At 71.3% G+C, this 16,701-nt stretch carries 14 protein-coding genes; 9 read left to right on the top strand and 5 right to left on the bottom strand.

What is annotated here, in order from left to right; translation table 11 throughout:
• Window positions 1–23: 23 nt before the first annotated feature.
• Window positions 24–500, bottom strand: coding sequence for a MarR family winged helix-turn-helix transcriptional regulator (locus tag RR49_RS05150; RefSeq protein ID WP_045246994.1), 477 nt, complete (start codon window positions 498–500; stop codon window positions 24–26).
• A 76-nt stretch (window positions 501–576) separates the two neighbouring features.
• Here RR49_RS05150 and idi point away from each other — a divergent pair, with 76 nt between their 5' ends.
• Genes idi through RR49_RS05115 form a run of 7 tightly spaced genes read left to right on the top strand, consistent with a single transcriptional unit; the run spans window position 577 to window position 6,080 of the window.
• A complete protein-coding gene (gene idi, locus RR49_RS05145; protein ID WP_045246993.1) occupies window positions 577–1,122 on the top strand; it encodes an isopentenyl-diphosphate Delta-isomerase in 546 nt (181 codons plus the stop codon).
• Entirely contained in the window at window positions 1,119–2,177 is a 1,059-nt protein-coding gene (locus tag RR49_RS05140) for a polyprenyl synthetase family protein (RefSeq protein ID WP_045246992.1), read from the top strand. Before idi ends, RR49_RS05140 begins: the two co-directional genes overlap by 4 nt.
• Entirely contained in the window at window positions 2,174–3,043 is an 870-nt protein-coding gene (locus tag RR49_RS05135) for a squalene/phytoene synthase family protein (protein ID WP_045246991.1), read from the top strand. Before RR49_RS05140 ends, RR49_RS05135 begins: the two co-directional genes overlap by 4 nt.
• Window positions 3,040–4,584, top strand: a complete 1,545-nt coding sequence (crtI, locus tag RR49_RS05130) for a phytoene desaturase family protein (RefSeq protein WP_045246990.1) — start codon at window positions 3,040–3,042, stop codon at window positions 4,582–4,584. The genes RR49_RS05135 and crtI overlap by 4 nt, the downstream gene beginning before the upstream one ends.
• 1 nt (window position 4,585) lies before the next feature.
• Window positions 4,586–4,909 carry a lycopene cyclase domain-containing protein gene (locus tag RR49_RS05125; protein ID WP_045246989.1) on the top strand — a complete coding sequence of 108 codons (324 nt, stop codon included), beginning with the start codon at window positions 4,586–4,588 and terminating at the stop codon, window positions 4,907–4,909.
• Entirely contained in the window at window positions 4,906–5,217 is a 312-nt protein-coding gene (locus RR49_RS05120; protein ID WP_045246988.1) for a lycopene cyclase domain-containing protein, read from the top strand. Before RR49_RS05125 ends, RR49_RS05120 begins: the two co-directional genes overlap by 4 nt.
• The gene (locus tag RR49_RS05115) at window positions 5,214–6,080 is read left to right on the top strand and encodes a prenyltransferase (protein WP_045246987.1); all 867 of its coding nucleotides are present in this window, start codon (window positions 5,214–5,216) and stop codon (window positions 6,078–6,080) included. Before RR49_RS05120 ends, RR49_RS05115 begins: the two co-directional genes overlap by 4 nt.
• A 54-nt stretch (window positions 6,081–6,134) precedes the next feature.
• Here the strand turns inward: RR49_RS05115 and RR49_RS05110 are convergent, their stop codons facing one another.
• Together RR49_RS05110 and RR49_RS05105 are read right to left on the bottom strand one after the other, a co-directional pair.
• Window positions 6,135–9,053: a UPF0182 family membrane protein gene (locus RR49_RS05110; protein ID WP_045246986.1), complete on the bottom strand. Its 2,919-nt coding sequence runs from the start codon at window positions 9,051–9,053 to the stop codon at window positions 6,135–6,137.
• A gap of 83 nt (window positions 9,054–9,136) precedes the next feature.
• Window positions 9,137–10,306 (bottom strand): YlbL family protein, encoded by a 1,170-nt coding sequence (locus RR49_RS05105; protein ID WP_045246985.1) that lies wholly within the window; start codon window positions 10,304–10,306, stop codon window positions 9,137–9,139.
• Window positions 10,307–10,425: 119 nt separating this feature from the next.
• Here RR49_RS05105 and RR49_RS05100 point away from each other — a divergent pair, with 119 nt between their 5' ends.
• Complete coding sequence (locus tag RR49_RS05100; RefSeq protein ID WP_045246984.1) at window positions 10,426–11,844, top strand: zinc-dependent metalloprotease; 1,419 nt, start codon at window positions 10,426–10,428, stop codon at window positions 11,842–11,844.
• A gap of 833 nt (window positions 11,845–12,677) precedes the next feature.
• Here the strand turns inward: RR49_RS05100 and RR49_RS05090 are convergent.
• Both RR49_RS05090 and nudC read right to left on the bottom strand, forming a co-directional pair.
• The gene (locus RR49_RS05090) at window positions 12,678–14,423 is read right to left on the bottom strand and encodes an ATP-dependent helicase (RefSeq protein ID WP_048809225.1); all 1,746 of its coding nucleotides are present in this window, start codon (window positions 14,421–14,423) and stop codon (window positions 12,678–12,680) included.
• A complete protein-coding gene (gene nudC / locus RR49_RS05085) occupies window positions 14,420–15,313 on the bottom strand; it encodes an NAD(+) diphosphatase (protein WP_045246981.1) in 894 nt (297 codons plus the stop codon). Before nudC ends, RR49_RS05090 begins: the two co-directional genes overlap by 4 nt.
• A 62-nt stretch (window positions 15,314–15,375) precedes the next feature.
• On the opposite strand from nudC, the gene RR49_RS05080 reads away from it, so the two are divergent.
• Window positions 15,376–16,683 carry a phosphotransferase gene (locus RR49_RS05080; protein WP_045246980.1) on the top strand — a complete coding sequence of 436 codons (1,308 nt, stop codon included), beginning with the start codon at window positions 15,376–15,378 and terminating at the stop codon, window positions 16,681–16,683.
• The last annotated feature ends 18 nt before the right edge of the window (window positions 16,684–16,701 follow it).

Genomic DNA, 16,701 nt, shown 5'->3' with positions numbered 1-16,701 from the left:
TGCGTGGCGAGGCGGCCCGCGCGTCAGCCGTCGTGCGCGGCGACGGCGTCGGCCAGCCCATCGAGGAACCGCGCGACCACGTCGAGATCGGCGTCGGAGTACGTTCCGGCGACGTCACGCATCGCGCCGAGGCTCTCGCGATAGTGCGCGAAGAACGCGGTGCGCGATGCCGGGAGGAGCGCGATCACCCGCGCGCGGCGATCGTGAGGATGGGGGCGGCGTTCGAGGTACCCCGCCGCCGCGAGCCGGTCGAGCAGTTTGGTCGTCGAGGCCGTCGAGATGCGCAGATGCCGGGCGATGTCGTGCGGACTGACCGGCTGCCCCTGCTGCTCGCGGATGATCAGCATGCGGAGCGTCGCGAGATCGGTGGCGTTCATTCCCATGTCGTCTTTGACGCCCGAATGCATGCGGTCGAGGGCGTCGTTCAGCGCCCGCACGCCAACGAGCACCCGCTGTACGGCGCTTTCGCGGGACGCGGGGTCGGGTCGATACTCGGACATGTGGACACTCCTCCACACCTCTTGTAGCATCGGACTCAGAGATCGCTAGTTTAGCTAGCAAAAGGGGAGAGCAACAGTGTCAGACGTCGAGCAGGTGGTCTTGCTCGACGAGCGCGCCGGTCCCGTCGGGACGGCTCCCAAGAGCACGGTACACGGCGCCGACACCCCCCTGCACCTCGCGTTCTCGTGCCACGTGCTCGACGATGACGGACGGGTGCTCATCACCCGCCGCGCGCTCTCCAAGCAGACCTGGCCGGGCGTCTGGACGAACACCTTCTGCGGCCATCCTGGCCCGGGCGAAGACCTCGAGGCGGCGGTGCACCGCCGCGCGCGCGTCGAGCTCGGACTCGCCCTCGACGACGTGACGCTCACCCTCCCCGACTTCCGCTATCGCGCCGTCGACGCATCGGGCGTCGTAGAGAACGAGGTGTGCCCCGTCTTCGTCGCGCACGCGACAGGACCGCTGCATCCCGATCCGGACGAGGTCGCCGAATGGGCGTGGGTCGAACCCTCGGATGTCGCGGCCGCCGTCTCTGCGGCACCGTGGGCGTTCAGCCCGTGGCTCGGGCTGCAGGTCCCCCGACTCGCCCTCTACGACACCGCCGCGAGGGCGGCGCCATGATCGCCCGCATCTCCGCGGTCGATCGCGCCGCCGTCGACGACGCGATCGACGCCTCCCTGGCACGGCTGCAGAAGCGAGGGGCCGGGCTCGGCGACGCATTCGACGACCTCGCGGCCTCGATGGTCCGCGCGGCATCCGGCGGGAAGCGCTTCCGTCCCGCGCTCGTGCTCGCGGCGTTCCGCGCCTGCGGAGGTACCGACGGGCGCAGGGATGCCGCAGCATCCGTCGCCGCGGCGTTCGAGCTGTTGCACACCGCGTTCGTCATCCACGACGACGTGATCGACCACGACACGATGCGTCGCGGCGTGCCGAACGTCGCCGGGGAGTTCCGCCGTCGCGCGCTCGGTCACGGCGCCACACCGTCGGCGGCGACCGGCGTCGGCGAGGCGGCGGCGATCCTCGCGGGCGACGTGCTCCTCTATGAGGCGACCCGGCTGGTCGCGGCGGTCGATCTGCCCGCCGACCTGCGCTCCCGCCTTCTCGATCTGCTCGACGACGCGGTTCTCGTCTCCGCCGCGGGAGAGCTCGCCGATGTCGAGCATGCGGCCGCCGACGCGGAGGCCGAAGACGACAGCCTCATCGCGACCGCTCACGACAAGACGGCCGTCTACTCCTTCGCCGCCCCGCTCGCCGCCGGCGCCGTGATCGCCGGTGCCGACGAGACGGATGCCGCGGCGCTCGCCGCGTGCGGCACCCACCTCGGCCTCGCGTTCCAGCTCGTCGACGACCTGATCGGCGCGTTCGGTACCTCCGCGCAGGCCGGTCGCGACGCCGGCGTGGACCTGCGCGAAGCGAAGCAGACGCCCCTCATCGCCCTGGCCCGTCGCACCGAGGGGTGGCACGCGGTGCGCGACACACTCGCCGTCGCCCACACCGGTCCGATCGCCGTGCTCGACGCGCAGCGCGCGCTCGACAAGAGCGGCGCCCGTGCGGCGCTGGTCGCGCTCATCGACAGCACCCTCGACGCCGCGCGCACCCGTGCGCAGGAGCTCGGCGTCGCGGCATCCGCCCTCGTCGACCATGCCGCCGACGCGATCCGCGAGCGCATCCCGTGACCGACGCACCCGGCATCGCGCTCTACGACCGCACGGCAGCGGATGCCGCGGCCACCGTCATCGCGCGCTACTCGACGTCGTTCGCCCTCGCCGCCCGCCTGCTGGGACGTCGGGTGCGACCCCACATCCGCAACGTCTACGCGCTCGTGCGCATCGCCGACGAGATCGTCGACGGTCCCGCCGCCGAGGCGGGAGTGGCCCGCGACGGCCAGGCGGAGCTTCTCGCCGGCCTGGAGGCCGAGGTCGCCGCGGCCGTCGCGCGCGGGTTCAGCAGCAACCTGGTGGTGCACGCCTTCGCCGGCACGGCGCGCGCGTGCGGCATCGGCACCGACCTCACCGCACCGTTCTTCGCGTCGATGCGCACCGACCTCGACGCGACCGTGCACGACGCCCGCTCGCACGACGAGTACGTCTACGGCTCGGCCGAGGTGGTGGGGCTCATGTGCCTGGCGGTGTTCGTGAACGCGGGGGCGGTCGCACCGATCCAGCCCGACGACAGACTCGTCGCCGGCGCCCGCGCGCTCGGGCGAGCGTTCCAGGACGTCAACTTCCTGCGCGACCTCGACCACGACGCGGCCGGCCTCGGCCGCGACTACCTCGGCGCGACCGACGCCCGCTCCCGCGCCGACGTGCTCGACCGCATCGACGGCGACCTCGACCTCGCCGCCGACACCGTGCCGCTCCTCCCCCGCGACTGCCGACCCGCCGTGACCGCCGCCCACGACCTGTTCGCCGCCCTCTCGCGACGGCTGCGTCGAGCGGATGCCGCCGCGGGCCGTGTGCGCGTCCCCGACCCCGTCAAGGCGTACCTCGCCGCTCGCGCCCTGCTGGGCGCACGGCCCCAGCGCCTCGGGGTGCGCGGATGACGGGCCGCACCGCGATCGTCATCGGCGCCGGCATCGCGGGGCTCGCCACGGCCGCCCTCCTCGCAGACGACGGCTACACCGTGACGATCGTCGAACGCGGCGATGACGTCGGCGGTCGGGCCGGCACGTGGGACCGCGACGGATTCCGGTTCGACACCGGCCCCAGCTGGTACCTCATGCCCGACGTGTTCGAGCATTTCTTCCGTCTTCTCGGCACCACCACCGCGCGAGAGCTCGACCTCGTCCCGCTCTCCCCCGCGTACCGCGTCTACTCCGAGGGGTACGACGCCCTCGACGTGCCGAGCGGGCGGGGCGCGGCATCCGCTCTGTTCGAGAGCATCGAGCGCGGCGCGGGCGCGAAGCTCGAGCGCTACCTCGACTCCGCCGCCGACGCCTACGACCTCGCCGTCTCGCGCTTCCTGTACGACCCGTACCTCGGGTACGCGGGCCTCGCCGACGGCGCCGTCGCGCGGCAGCTGCCGCGGCTCGCGCGGCTGCTCGTCGAGCCGCTCGCGTCGCGCGTCGAGCGCACGTTCACGGACCGCCGGCTGCGGCAGATCCTCGAGTACCCGGCAGTCTTCCTGGGCGGATCGCCGTACGGTGTGCCGAGCCTCTACCACCTGATGAGCCACCTCGACCTGACCGACGGCGTGCGGTACCCGCAGGGAGGCTTCACCGCCCTCATCCGGGCGATCGAGCGCCTCGTGCGGGCGCGCGGCGTCGTCATCGAGACGGGCGCCGACGTCACCGCGATCGACGTCGTGGCCGGGCGGGCGCGCGGCGTGCGGCTCGCCGACGGCAGCATGCTCGCGGGAGACGTCGTCGTGTCCACCGCCGACCGGCACCACACCGAGACGGCGCTGCTCGACGAAACCCACCGCGAGCTGCCGGAGAGCTGGTGGGAACGACGCACGCCGGGACCGGGGTCGCTGCTGATCCTCCTCGGCGTGCGGGGCGAACTGCCCGAGCTCGCGCACCACACCCTGCTGTTCACCGAGCGCTGGCGCGAGAACTTCGACGCGATCTTCGGGGAGCCCTCGGCGATCCCCGACCCGGCGTCGCTGTACGTGTGCCGCCCGAGCGCGACCGACCCCACCGTCGCGCCGGCAGGCCACGAGAACCTGTTCGTGCTCGTACCGGTCCCCGCCGATCCCTCGCTCGGCCACGGCGGCATCGACGGGGCGGGAGACGCGGGAATCGAACGGGCAGCGGATGCCGCCATCGCCCAGATCGCCTCGTGGTGCGGCGTGCCCGACCTCGTGGACCGCGTCGTCGTGCGACGCACGATCGCGCCCGCCGACTTCGCCGACGACCTGAACGCCTGGCGCGGCACATCGCTCGGACTCGCGCACACACTGCGCCAGAGCGCGGTGTTCCGCCCGCGCAACGGCTCGGCGAAGGTCCCGAACCTGTTCCACGCCGGCACCTCGTCGCTTCCGGGCATCGGGTTGCCGATGTGCCTGATCTCGGCCGAGCTCGTCGCCAAACGCCTGCGCGCGGACCGCAGCGCGGCGCCGCTCGTCGAGCCGGCGGGTCGCTGACGTGCCCGGCCTATATCTGCTCGTCATCGTCGTCTCCGCGGCGGGCGTCGCGCTGCTCGACGCGCGACACCGGCTGGCCCTGTGGGCGCGGCCGCTGACCACCGCGATCGCGGTGTTCGTCGGCACCGCGTTCTTCGTCGTCTGGGATCTCGTCGGCATCGCCGCGGGCGTCTTCGTGCAGGGTGACTCGCCGCTCTACCTCGGCATCGAGTTGGCCCCGCACCTCCCCCTCGAGGAGATCACCTTCCTGCTGTTCCTCTGCTACCTCGCCGCCGTCTGCGCCGGAGCCGGCACCCGCCTCCTCGCGCGGAAGGAACCTCGATGACCTACGCGCTGCTCCTGCTCCCGTTCCTCGCGATCACCGTCGTCGTCACGCTGCTGAGCGCCGTGCGCCCCGGATTCGGACGGCGGATGGCGGCATCCGCCCTCGCCGCCGTCGCCCTGCTCGCCCTCACCGCCGTCTTCGACAACGTCATGATCGGCGCCGGACTGTTCTCCTACCCGCCCGAGCATCTGAGCGGCATCCGCATCGGCCTCGCCCCGATCGAGGACTTCTCCTACCCGCTGTGCGCGGCGTTCCTCGTGCCCGCGATCGCCGCCCTCGTCTCGCGGCGCGAGAGGAGCGACGCATGAACGTCGTGCGCACCCTGTTCGTGTCCTCGCGGCCGGTCAGCTGGATCAACACCGCCTACCCGTTCGGCGCCGCCTACCTGCTCGCCACCCGCGAGATCTCCGTCACGCTCGTCGTCGGCGTGGTGTTCTTCCTCATCCCCTACAACCTCGCGATGTACGGCATCAACGACGTGTTCGACTACGAGTCCGACCTGCGCAACCCCCGCAAGGGCGGTGCTCACGGTGCTGTGCTCGATCGGCGGCTGCACCGCGTGACGCTCTGGGCGGCGGGCCTCAGCTGCCTGCCGTTCGTCGTCTACCTCGTCATCGTCGGCTCCGCGCTCTCGTGGCTGGCGCTCGCCGCGAGCCTGTTCTTCGTGGTGTTCTACTCCGCGCCGCCGCTGCGCCTCAAGGAGCGTCCCTTCGCCGACTCGGCGACCAGCAGCATCCACTTCTTCTCACCGGCCATCTACGGCCTCGTGCTCGCCGAGGCCACCTGGACGTGGGCCCTCGCCGCGGTCATCGGGGCATTCGCCCTGTGGGGGGTCGCGTCGCACGCCTTCGGCGCGGTGCAGGATGTCGCGGCCGACCGCGAGGCCGGCATCGCCTCCGTCGCGACGGCGATCGGCCCCCGCGCGACCGTCTGGTTCTCGCTCGCCTGCTACGCGGCCGCCGCGCTCGTCGTGACGGGGGGAGCCTGGCCCGCACCGCTGGCCGCGCTGCTCGCCGTGCCCTACCTGGTCGCCGTGTGGCCGTATCGCGCGGTCACCGCCGAGACCGCGCACCGCGCCACCGTCGGATGGGATCGGTTCCTCTGGATCAATCAGTTCTCGGGGTTCGCGGTGACGCTGCTGCTCATCTGGTGGTGGCAGCTGGCGCGCTGAGCCTCGAATGCCCGAAGGTGGGGTGGACGCCCGCGCGCCCACCCCACCGTCGGTTCACTGCGAGGAGAGCTGCAGCAGCGTGTTGATCGCCTGGGTCAGACGCGCGTCGGCCTCGCCGTACTTCGTCCAGTCGCCGGCCTGGAGAGCCGATTGACGATCGAGCATCGCCTGCTTGGCCTCCTGGAGCGCCGCCTGGTAGGCGGTCGACGATCCGGTGCCTCCGCTCGCAGAGGGCGACGGCGTAGGCGTGGCGCTCGGGGTCGACGTCCCGGTGGGCACCGGGGATGCCGTCACACCGTTGTCGCCCGCGGCGGCGCCCGAGTTGCCACCGAACAGCGAGTCGAGCGCTGCCGTCAGGGTGTCCTCGAACGCGACCTGGCTGCCGAAGGCGACGAGCACCTTCTGGAGCGTCGGCAGCTTCGTCGCGCCGGACGACTGCACGAACACGGGCTGCACATAGAGCAGGCCGCCACCGACGGGCAGGGTCAGCAGGTTGCCGTTGAGCACCTGCGACTGCCCCTGTTTGAGCAGGTTGATGAACGATGAGACGGCGGGGTCGGCGCTGAACGTGTTCTGCACCTGCCCGGGCCCGGGCACCGGAGTCGAGGCGTTGATCACCAGCATCCGCAGCTTGCCGTAATCGGCACCCTTCGTGCCGGCGGTGGTGCCGGCATCCGAATCGACCGCGAGATAGCCCATCAGGACGTTCCGCGCATTCGTCCCGTCGGATTGCGGGATGAACGAGGTGAACATCGAGTAGGTCGGCGAGGCCTGGCCCGGCATCTGCATCGTCATGTAGTACGGCTGCTGCAGCACGGTGTTGTCGGTCGGGTCGGCGGGAGTCGTCCAGGCGTTGTCACGCTGGTAGAACGACTGCGGATCGTTGACGTGGTACACGCCCAGCATCGTGCGCTGCACCTTGAAGAGATCGGTCGGATAGCGCACGTGGCTGATGAGATCGGCCGACATGTCGGCGATCGGCTTGACCGTGGACGGGTAGACGTTCTGCCACGCCTGCAGGAGCGGGTCCGTCGGATCCCAGGCGTAGAGCGTCACATGACCGTCGTACGCGTCGACGGTCGCCTTCACCGAATTGCGGATGTAGTTGACGTTGTCGAGCGCGACCCGCGGAGTGGGGTTGTTCGCGTCGGCGATGGCCTGGGACATGCTCGTCGTCGTCGAATACGGGTACTGGTCGCTCGTGGTGTAGCCGTCGACGATCCAGACGATGCGGCCGTCCACCACGCTCGGGTACGGCTCGCCGTCGAGGGTCAGGTACGGGGCGATCTTCTGCACGCGCGTTGCGGGGTCGCGGTCGTAGAGGATCTGCGAATCCTGGTTGATCGAGTCGGAGAACAGGATCTGCTCCGCCTGGAACTTGATCGCGTAGATGAGCCGGTTGAACACGTTGCCGATGTTTGGGCCGCCGTTGCCGGCGAAGGTGGTCTTCGTCTCGGTGCTGCTGCCGTCGCCGGCCGGGTAGTCGAGCTCGATCGGCGCGGTGCCCGCGGGGGCGCCGACGATCGAGTACGTCGGAGCGTTCGCCGAGAAGTACACCCGCGGCTCGTACTTCTCGCCCGACGTCAGGAAGCCCGCGGACGGGATGCCGCGCTCGAGGAAGACGGGGTTGCCGTCGGAGGTGCGAGCGTTGCCCTTGGCGACCACAAGCCCGTAGCCGTGCGTGTAGATGAGCGAGGTGTTCTGCCACGTGCTGGCGGTCGTGCCGAGCGCGTTGAGATTGAGGTCGCGCACCGACACCAGGGTGTCCTGCGTCTGCCCGTCGATCGTGTAGCGGTCGACGCTCAGCGGGCTCTGGAACTGGTAGTACGACCGGTACTGCTCGAGCTGGGCCACCGTCGGCGGGATGATCGCCGGGTCCATGATGCGGATCTGCGCCGTCGTCTCGGCATCCGATCGCAGCTGCCCCTGCTGTGCCGTGGTGTTCGCGGAGAAGTTCGTCTCCTGCAGGTCACTCAGGCCGAAGCCCGCCTTGGTGCCGTCGATGTTGCGCTGGTAGTACTGGCTCTCGACGCTCAGCTGGTTCGGACGCACCTGCACGAGATTGACGATCCACGGGTAGCCGACACCGACGACGAGCGAGGTGATGATCAGCAGGGCCGTCGCGATCAGCGGGTAGCGCCACCGGCCGATCACGGCGGTGACGAAGAACAGGATCGCCACGAGCACGGCCACGATCGAGAGGATGGCCAGACCCGGGATCGTCGCGTTCACGCTCACGTATGCCGCCCCGGTGATGCGGTCGTCGGCGCTGGTGAGCGTCTTGTAGCGGTCGAGCCACAGGCTCACCGCCTGGAGCAGAAGGTAGACGCCGGCGATGATGGCGAGCTGCACCCGCGCGGGGCGCGAGATGCGCAGCTCGCGCTGGCCTACCCGAACGGAGCCGTACAGGTAGGACACCGCGGCCGTGAGCAGCAGGCAGATCAACACCACGGCCGACGCGAAGGCGAGGACGGCCGAGTAGAACGGCAGCGCGAACAGGTAGAAGCCGGTGTCGAGGTTGAACTGCGGGTCGCCGGTCGCGGTGTGCACGCCGTTGACCCAGAGGGCCGCGGTCTGCCACTGCGCAGATGAGGCGAAGCCGGCGAAGAGCCCGAAGAAGATCGGGATGCCCCACATCGCGAGTCGTCTCAGCGGCTCCACGACCTCCTGATAGCGGTCGAGCTGAGAGCTCAACCGCACGTATACCGGGCGCAGCCGGTAGGCGAGGTTGATGACCAGCCAGGTCGGCACCGCCATCCCCAGGAAGCCCACCACGAACATGCCGATGCGCCACACCCACTGCGTGGTGAGCACGTTCAGGAAGCCGAGCTGGGAGTACCACAGCCAGTCCGCGTAGACGTTGGCGAAGATGAAGAACGCGGCCACGAGCAGCGCGATCACCACGAGGGAGATCGCGATGACGCGACGGGTTCGACTCGGACGGGTGGGCTTCGGCGCCGTGGCGGAGGTCACCCTGTCATCCTACGAGGCGGGCTCTGGAGGAACGCCGAGCATCTTCCCGGCGTCGCCGCGTCCTCCGGGTGTGTCGGGAGTGGTCAGGGCGTCGGCGTCGGCGAGACCGACGGCGTCGGCGAGGCCATGACCGTCGAGCATGTCGCGAGGGTGGAGGTGTCCCCGCCCGAGCCGATCACCGTGAGGTCCTTGACCGCGTCGTCGAGCGTCGAGACCGCGTAGACCGAGAGCCCCTGCGGGATGTGCCCGACGACCTCGTCGCAATTGTCGGCCGGTGCGAGGAAGTACTCGGCGCCCGAGGAACGGGCCCCGTACATCTTCTGGCGGATGCCCCCGATCGCCCCGACCTCGCCGGCGGCGTCGATCGTGCCGGTGCCGGCCACGTTCTTGCCGCCGTTGAGATTGCCGGGGGTGAGCGTGTCGATGATGCCGAGCGCGAACATCATCCCCGCGCTCGGGCCGCCGACATTGAACAGCTGCAGCTTCACATCGATCGGGAAGTGGAACTGCGTCAGCAGCGACACCCCGATCAACCACGTGGACTGGCCGTTGATGATCTGCTGCTTCGGGGTGATGCTCACCTGCTGCGTCGTGCCCCCGCGTTGGATCGTCAGGCTCACCGGTGCGCCGTCCTTGGCCGCGATGATCGCACGCAGCGACGCGACATCCGTCACGGCGGTGCCGTCGGCCGATTCGACGACGTCGTCCTTCTGCAGCACCCCGTTGGCGGCACCGTCGGACTCGACCGAGTAGACCGAGAGGTAGGGCGTCACGGTGTACCCGAGGTGGGTGAGGGCCGCCGCAGTCGCCTCCTGCTGCGAATCGACCATCTGCGCCGAGCTCTGGTCGCTCAGCTGCTGTGAGGTCTGGTCGGGCGGATAGATCGCGTCGGCGGGCACGATCGAGCGCGACGGGTCGAAGAACGCCGGGATCAACTCGAGCCACGACGGACGAGCGTCGGCCGTTCCCACGACCTGCACGGTCAACAGCGACAGCTCGCCGGCCGTCGGGTAGGTGGTCGCACCCGAGACGGTGATGATCGGCACCTGCTGCTTCTGGTCGTTCTGCACGGTGCCCAACGTGTTGAACACCGGCCCGGGCGTCTCGATCACATACGCCGACGGAAGGAACGACAGCACGAGCAGCGCGACGAGCGCGACGACGAGCGCCCAGATGCCGGCGACCCCCGCGCGCGACCGCGGACGCCGGGGCCGTTCGGATGCCGCGGGCCCGGTCTCGTCGAACAGCGTCACGCCGCCTCCGTCGTGTCGTTCGCGGCCGGCGTACGACGATCTGGCTCGTCCCGGGCATTGCGAGGGTGTGTGCAACTAGCGTAGTTGGCAGCTCGACATGCGGCTGAGAGGCGACTGAGGTGGCACACGACGACGACGACGATGCATCGCAGGGCGATGACCTGAACGAGCTGCTCCGGCGGCTGCTCGGGGGGGGCACGGACGGCGGCCAGCTCGATCCCGAGCTGCTCTCCCGCCTGTCGGGGATGAACATCGACCCGGCGACGCTGCAGCAGATGATGACGCAGATGCAGGCCGCCTTCGCCGGCGGCGAGGAGGCGACCTGGGAGATGGCCTCGCGCCAGGCCCTGCAGATCGCCGGCCAGAGCGATCTCGCCGTCAGTTCCGCTCAGCGCAGCGACCTCGATCAGGCCTTCTCCCTCGCGAACCTGTGGCTCGGCGAAGCGACGACGGTCCCCGAGCTCGCGCAGCCGGGCGGTGCGATCACGCGCGCCCGCTGGGTCGAACTCACACTGCCGGTCTGGCGCGAGCTCGCTGAGCCCGTCTCCGGCAGCATCGCCGATGCGATGACGGCCGCGCTGGTCGAGCAGACGGGCGAGGAGTTCGGGGAAGTCGCACAGGGCGCGGGCCGCCTCATGCGCACCGTCGGCGGCTCGCTGTTCGCCACCCAGCTCGGTCAGGTGGTCGGACGTCTGTCGATGGAGGTCGTCTCCGGCGGTGACGTGGGCATCCCGCTGCTGCCCGCCGGTCACGCCGCGATCCTCCCCCAGAACTTCGCGGACTTCGGAGCAGGACTCGAGATCCCCGACGACCAGCTCGCGCTCGCGACCGCCACCCGCGAGCTCGCGCACGCCCGCTTGTTCCGGCACGCGAAGTGGCTGCGCCTGGACGTGATCGCTCAGATCGGCGAGTTCGCCCGCGGCATCCGCATCGACGTGTCGGCTCTCGAGGACGTCGCGTCGCGCTTCGACCCGTCGTCGCCCGACGAGCTGCGCCAGCTGCTCGAGTCGGGGGCGCTCATCCCCCCTCGCAGCGACCAGCAGAACGCGGCGCTCAGCCGCCTGGAGGACGTGCTCGCGACCGTCGAGGGCTGGGTCGAAGTCGTCACCGCGGATGCGACCGCCCGTCTCCCGCACGCCGACCGCATCGCCGAGGTCGTGCGCCGGCGCCGCGCCGTCGGAGGACCCGCAGAGAAGGCCCTCGGGTCTCTCGTCGGGCTGGAGCTGCGTCCCCGCCGCGCCCGTGAGGCGGCCTCGATGTGGCGGGCGATCACCGACGCGGTCGGCGTCGCGGCGCGCGACGCGCTCTGGGACTACCCCGACCTGATGCCGACGTCGGCCGACATCGACGACCCGTCGACGCTCATCGCCCGTCTGCAGGCGGATGCCGCGGGCACGGCGCCCGAGCCGGACGAGTTCGACGACGCACTGCGCCAGCTTCTCGCCGAGGAGTCGGGCGACGCGCCGCGCGCAGCCGGCACGGATGACGAGCGCGACGACGACCCGACCGGCACCGCGGACGGCGGACGGCCGGTCTGAGGCGGCATCCGCGAGGGAATCGCCGCGGCATCGTCCGCCGTGGTCACCGGGGACGGGCGTCGCGTGCGACGGCTCCTCCCCAGCGCCCGCAGACCGCGACGCTCGCGCGAGTTCCTGTGGACTCCCGCGACTGAGCCCTGCGGGCACGCACAATCGGGGCATGTACCGCATCGACCCCGCCCACCCGCCGCTGTGGCGCAGCCCCGTCGACGTGCAGTTCGGCGCCGATGCGCGGCTCGTGCTCCTTTCCCCGCCCGACTGGCAGCTGCGAGCGATCGCCGACCTCGTGACCGGAATCGGCGAAGGTTCTCTCGGGTACACCGCGCACCGGGCGGGTATCGACATCGAGAGCCTCGAGCGGTTCGTCGCAACGCTCGAGCCGGTGCTCGAGCGGGTCCCCCGGCCGCTGCGCTCAGTCGAGGTCGCGGGCGGGCCGGGGGTCGACGAAGAACTCGTGTGCCTGGTGCGCCACCGGCTCGCGCCGTTCGCGCCGCTCGTATCCGAGGGCGCGCCTCGCCCACGCGGCACCATTCAGGTGCTCGTCGCCAGCCACGCCGTGCATCCGGCCGCCTATGCGGCCTCTCTCGGCGATGACGTCGTGCACATCCCGGTGGTCTTCACCACGACGGGAATCACCATCGGCCCGCGCGTCGAACCGGGCGCGACGGCCTGCCTCGCGTGCGTCGACGCCGATCGGCGCGACCGCGATCCGGCGTGGCCGATGATCGCGGCTCAGCTGCTCACGGCGCCCACGCCCGAGATCGCCGATCACATTCTGGTCGAGGCCATCACGATGCTCGCCGGCTTCGTCTCCGGCGAGGAGGACCTCGCTCTCAGCGGCCACTCCGTGACGATCCCGAACCAGTCGATGCGCCGCGAGTGGCTCGCCCATCGCGCACATCCAGAGTGCGGATGCCGATCTCCTCGGCGAAACGCGACACCCGACGCTCCGAGCGCCCCTCCCCGCGCGACCACGACAGCGACAGGCTTCGCGCGGCCCGCGTGATGCCCACATAGGCCAGTCGGCGCTCCTCGTCGACCTGCTCGAACGTCTGGGCGTACGAGATCGGCAGCAGTCCCTCCGACAACCCGACGAGGTGCACGTGGTGCCACTCGAGGCCCTTGGCGGCATGGAGGGTCGCGAAGGTCACCGTCTCCAGCGTCGGCTCGTGCTGGTCCTTCGCCCGGGCGAGCAGCGCGTCGGTGAACCCCTTGAGGGTCGTTCCGTCGGGCGCCTCGTCGGCCAGCCTCAGCAGGGCCGCGCGAGCCTCCCACGCATCACGGAGCGCTCCCCCCGCCGCCGGCGCCTCGTCGGTGTGGCCGAGCGAGCGGAGCACATCCCGCACCGAGCCCCGGAAATCGTGCCCCGTGGGTGACACGGCTGCGGCACGCAGCGCCATCACCGCCTGGCGCACCTGCGGCACGTCGAAGAAGCGCGCCCCGCCCAGCACCGTCACGGGGATGCCCGCATCGGCGAACGCCTGCACGAGCTCCGCCGACTGCGCGTGCGACCGGTACAGCACCGCGACCTCGCGAGGCGCCGTCCCCGACGCCAGCTGCGCCGCGACCGACGCGGCCACGCCCTGCGCCTCGGCTCGCTCATCGGGGTACGCCGTGAGCGACGTCGGCGGCGAGGCATCCGCCCTCCCCGCGGGCGGGTGCAGCTCAAGGGCGCCCGGACGTCCGCGCATGAGGGCGTTGGCGGTGCGCAGCACCTCGGGCACGCTGCGGTAGTTCGTCTCGAGGCGCACGACGCGGGCGTTCTCGTACCGCCGCTCGAACTCCAGCAGGAACCGGGCATCGGCGCCCGCGAACGAATACACCGTCTGGCTCGCGTCACCCACGACGCACAGGTCGTGGCGCTGACCCACCCAGAGGTCCAGCAGATGCTGCTGCAGTGGCGAGACATCCTGGTACTCGTCGACGGTGAAGTGCCGGTACTGCTCCCGCACGGCCTGAGCGACACGCGGCTCCGCCTCGATCATGCCGGCGCACGCGAGGAGCACATCCTCGAAGTCCATCTGACGACGCTCATCCTTGAGCTTCTCGTAGGCCCGCATGAGTGCCGCGACGGCCGCGACATCCAACGAGCCGATCCCCCGGGGCCGGGCATCGACGTACGCCTCCACCGAACGCATGGTGACCTTGCGCCATTCGATCTCCGACGCGACGTCGCGCAGCGTCGCCGCCGACGGGTCCATGCCGATGCCGTCGGCGGCGTGGGCGAGCGCCCGCACCTTGCTGTCGACGATCGCGGGTACGGTGTCCCCCGCCACCTGAGGCCAGAAGAAGTTCAGCTGCGCGAGGGCTGCCGCGTGGAAGGTCCGCGCCGACACCCCTTCGACCCCGAGAGCGCGCAGGCGCCCGCGCATCTCTCCCGCGGCCTTCGCCGTGAAGGTCACCGCCATCACCCGCTGCGGCGAGTAGGCGCCTGTCTCGACGCCGTGCGCGATACGGCGGGTGATCACCCTTGTCTTGCCGGTGCCGGCGCCGGCCAGCACGCACACGGGGCCGCGCAGCGCGCGTGCGGCCTCCAGCTGGCGGTCATCGAGCCCGGAGAGCACTCCGGAGCCGGTCACGGCCGCTCCGCGTGCCAGGCCGTGATGAGACGGTAGGCGATCGAGGACGGACCGGGCAGCAGCAGATCGGATTCGCCGGCGAGTGCCCGACCGATCTCATCGCGGTGGAACCAGCGCACCTCGACGATCTCTTCGCCGTCACCCTGCGCGGCAGCATCGAGCGCGCGTACGAGGAAGCCGAGCATGAGGGAGCGAGGGTACGGCCACGCCTGCGAGCCGCGATAATCGACGTCGCCGACGGTGATGCCCGCCTCTTCGCGGATTTCGCGCACCAGGGTCTGCTCGAGCGACTCGCCCGCCTCCACGAAACCGGCGAAGCATGAGTAGCGCCGCTGCTCCCACGCGGCGTTGGCGCCGAGGAGCAGCAGATCGGGATCGGTCGGATGCCGCACCGCCGCGATCACCGCGGGGTCGGTGCGCGGGAAGTGCTCGCGCCCGCAGCGGGGGCAGTGCCGCGCCCAGCCGGAGGCGACCAGATCGGTGAGCTCACCGCAGGCGGGGCAGTACGGGGCATCCAGCAGCCATCGTCCGAGCGCGACGCCGGTGACCGCGAGCTCCGCCTCGGCGGGGACCAACGCCGCGGCGACGGCGCGCAGCGGCGAGCCGGTGGTCTCCTCCGCCGGCTGCGCGGCCGACGCGGCGAGCAGCACGGCGACGCCGTCGAGGCGCCCGAGGAGCGCCCACACGACGCGATGACCGGTGACCGCCGCGGGCGGGACGAGCTCCAGCGCGCTGTCGGGTGTGAGCGACACCCGGTCGCCGCGCACGACCAGCACGCGGGTCGCCGGGTCGGCGCGGAGCGCGTCGACCAGGGCGGCGTCGGAGCGCTCATCGCCGGCCCGATCGAAGCCTGCCGTCGCACCGTCCTCGGGCGCGTTACGTGCCGACATCGATCGCTCCTCCCAGGGCGTGGCGCCGGGCGAGGGGGGACCTCGCAACCTACCCTGAGGGCATGGCGCGCACCCCGTTCACTCTAGCCGCGAGCGTCACCGCCGCCGTTCCGGGTGCCCGCATCGTCGCCGCCGGCGCGCTCACCGATGGCGCGGCCGGACGATTCGACTCGGCCGTCGTCGTACTCGACGACGGCCGGCGCCTCGCCGTGCGGGTCGCCGCCACCGTAGACGCCGCCGAGCAGCTGCGCGCCGAGGCACGCGCCCTCGCCGCACTGACCGATGGCGTGCGCGCGGTGCTCCCGTTCGCCGCTCCCGTCGCCGTCGGTCAGACCGTCGTCGACGGCTCCCCCGCGCTGGTCACCGACCTGGTCGACGGCTGGCACGTCGACGCCGCGCAGATCCCGGACGGTCGCGGCGTGGCGACGGCGCTGGGCGCCGCGCTCGCTGCCGTGCACGCGCTCCCTGTCGCCGTCGTGCGTTCCGAGGGCCTGCCGGTGCGCACGAGCGATCAGGTGCGCGACGAGACCCGTCGTCTCATCGATCGCGCCGCCGCGAGCGGGCACCTGCCGCGCACCCTCCGGGCGCGCTGGATGACCGCGATCGACGCCGATTCGCTCTGGGAGTTCGAGACCGTCGTCGTGCTCGGCGGCGTCGACGCGGGCGCATTCGTGTTCACGGGCGACGACGACCTCCGCGTATCCGGCCTCATCGACTGGCACGGGCTGTCCGTCGGCGACGCCGCCGCCGACCTGCACTGGCTCGCGGCGGCCCCGGTGGCCGCGGCGACCGTGCGCGAGGCGTATGCCGCGGCATCCGTGCGCGCCGGCGATGCCCATCTCACCGAGCGCTCGCGCCTCTACGCCGAGCTCGAGTTCGCGAAGTGGCTCGTGCACGGACTCGAGAGCGACGATCACGACGTCGTCGCCGACGCGGCGAGCCTGCTGGCCTCGCTCGACGAGAGCACGCGCGGTGAAGACCTCACTCCGGTACGTCACAGCGATGTGCAGGCGGCGATGGACGTGCTCGACCGTGTTCCCGCGGCCGCCACGCCGCGCGGGGACACTTCGCTGCAGACCGACGCCTTCGACCGCGCCGACCTCTCGGCCTTCGGCGACATCGAGACGGGCGAGACACGTGACGACCTCGCAGTCGTCGACGGCGACGCCGACCCCGCTGGGGACGTCGACGGCGATCCGCAGGCGACCCAACCGATCGAAGCCGCTTCATGGGGAGCAGGTTCCCGCACGATCCCCCACGACCCGGCTCCTCCGACACTCGACCTCGATCTCGACCCGGTGGCAGATGCCGACGAGGCCGAGCGGGCATCCCGCGCCGCCTTGCGCCGCTGGGCTGTCGGCGGGGACTGACCCCCGCGCGTCCTGGCG

The sequence above is a fragment of the Microbacterium ginsengisoli genome (genome assembly GCF_000956535.1).
Taxonomy (GTDB): domain Bacteria; phylum Actinomycetota; class Actinomycetes; order Actinomycetales; family Microbacteriaceae; genus Microbacterium; species Microbacterium ginsengisoli.
Note: the sequence above shows the minus strand (reverse complement) of the source record. Positions and strands in the feature narration are given on the sequence as shown.

Coding starts and splice junctions, on each gene's coding strand:
- RR49_RS05150 (WP_045246994.1), bottom strand. CDS start 500: ATGTCCGAGTATCGACCCGACCCCGCGTCCCGCGAAAGCGCCGTACAG.
- RR49_RS05140 (WP_045246992.1), top strand. CDS start 1,119: ATGATCGCCCGCATCTCCGCGGTCGATCGCGCCGCCGTCGACGACGCG.
- crtI (WP_045246990.1), top strand. CDS start 3,040: ATGACGGGCCGCACCGCGATCGTCATCGGCGCCGGCATCGCGGGGCTC.
- RR49_RS05120 (WP_045246988.1), top strand. CDS start 4,906: ATGACCTACGCGCTGCTCCTGCTCCCGTTCCTCGCGATCACCGTCGTC.
- RR49_RS05115 (WP_045246987.1), top strand. CDS start 5,214: ATGAACGTCGTGCGCACCCTGTTCGTGTCCTCGCGGCCGGTCAGCTGG.
- nudC (WP_045246981.1), bottom strand. CDS start 15,313: ATGTCGGCACGTAACGCGCCCGAGGACGGTGCGACGGCAGGCTTCGAT.
- RR49_RS05080 (WP_045246980.1), top strand. CDS start 15,376: ATGGCGCGCACCCCGTTCACTCTAGCCGCGAGCGTCACCGCCGCCGTT.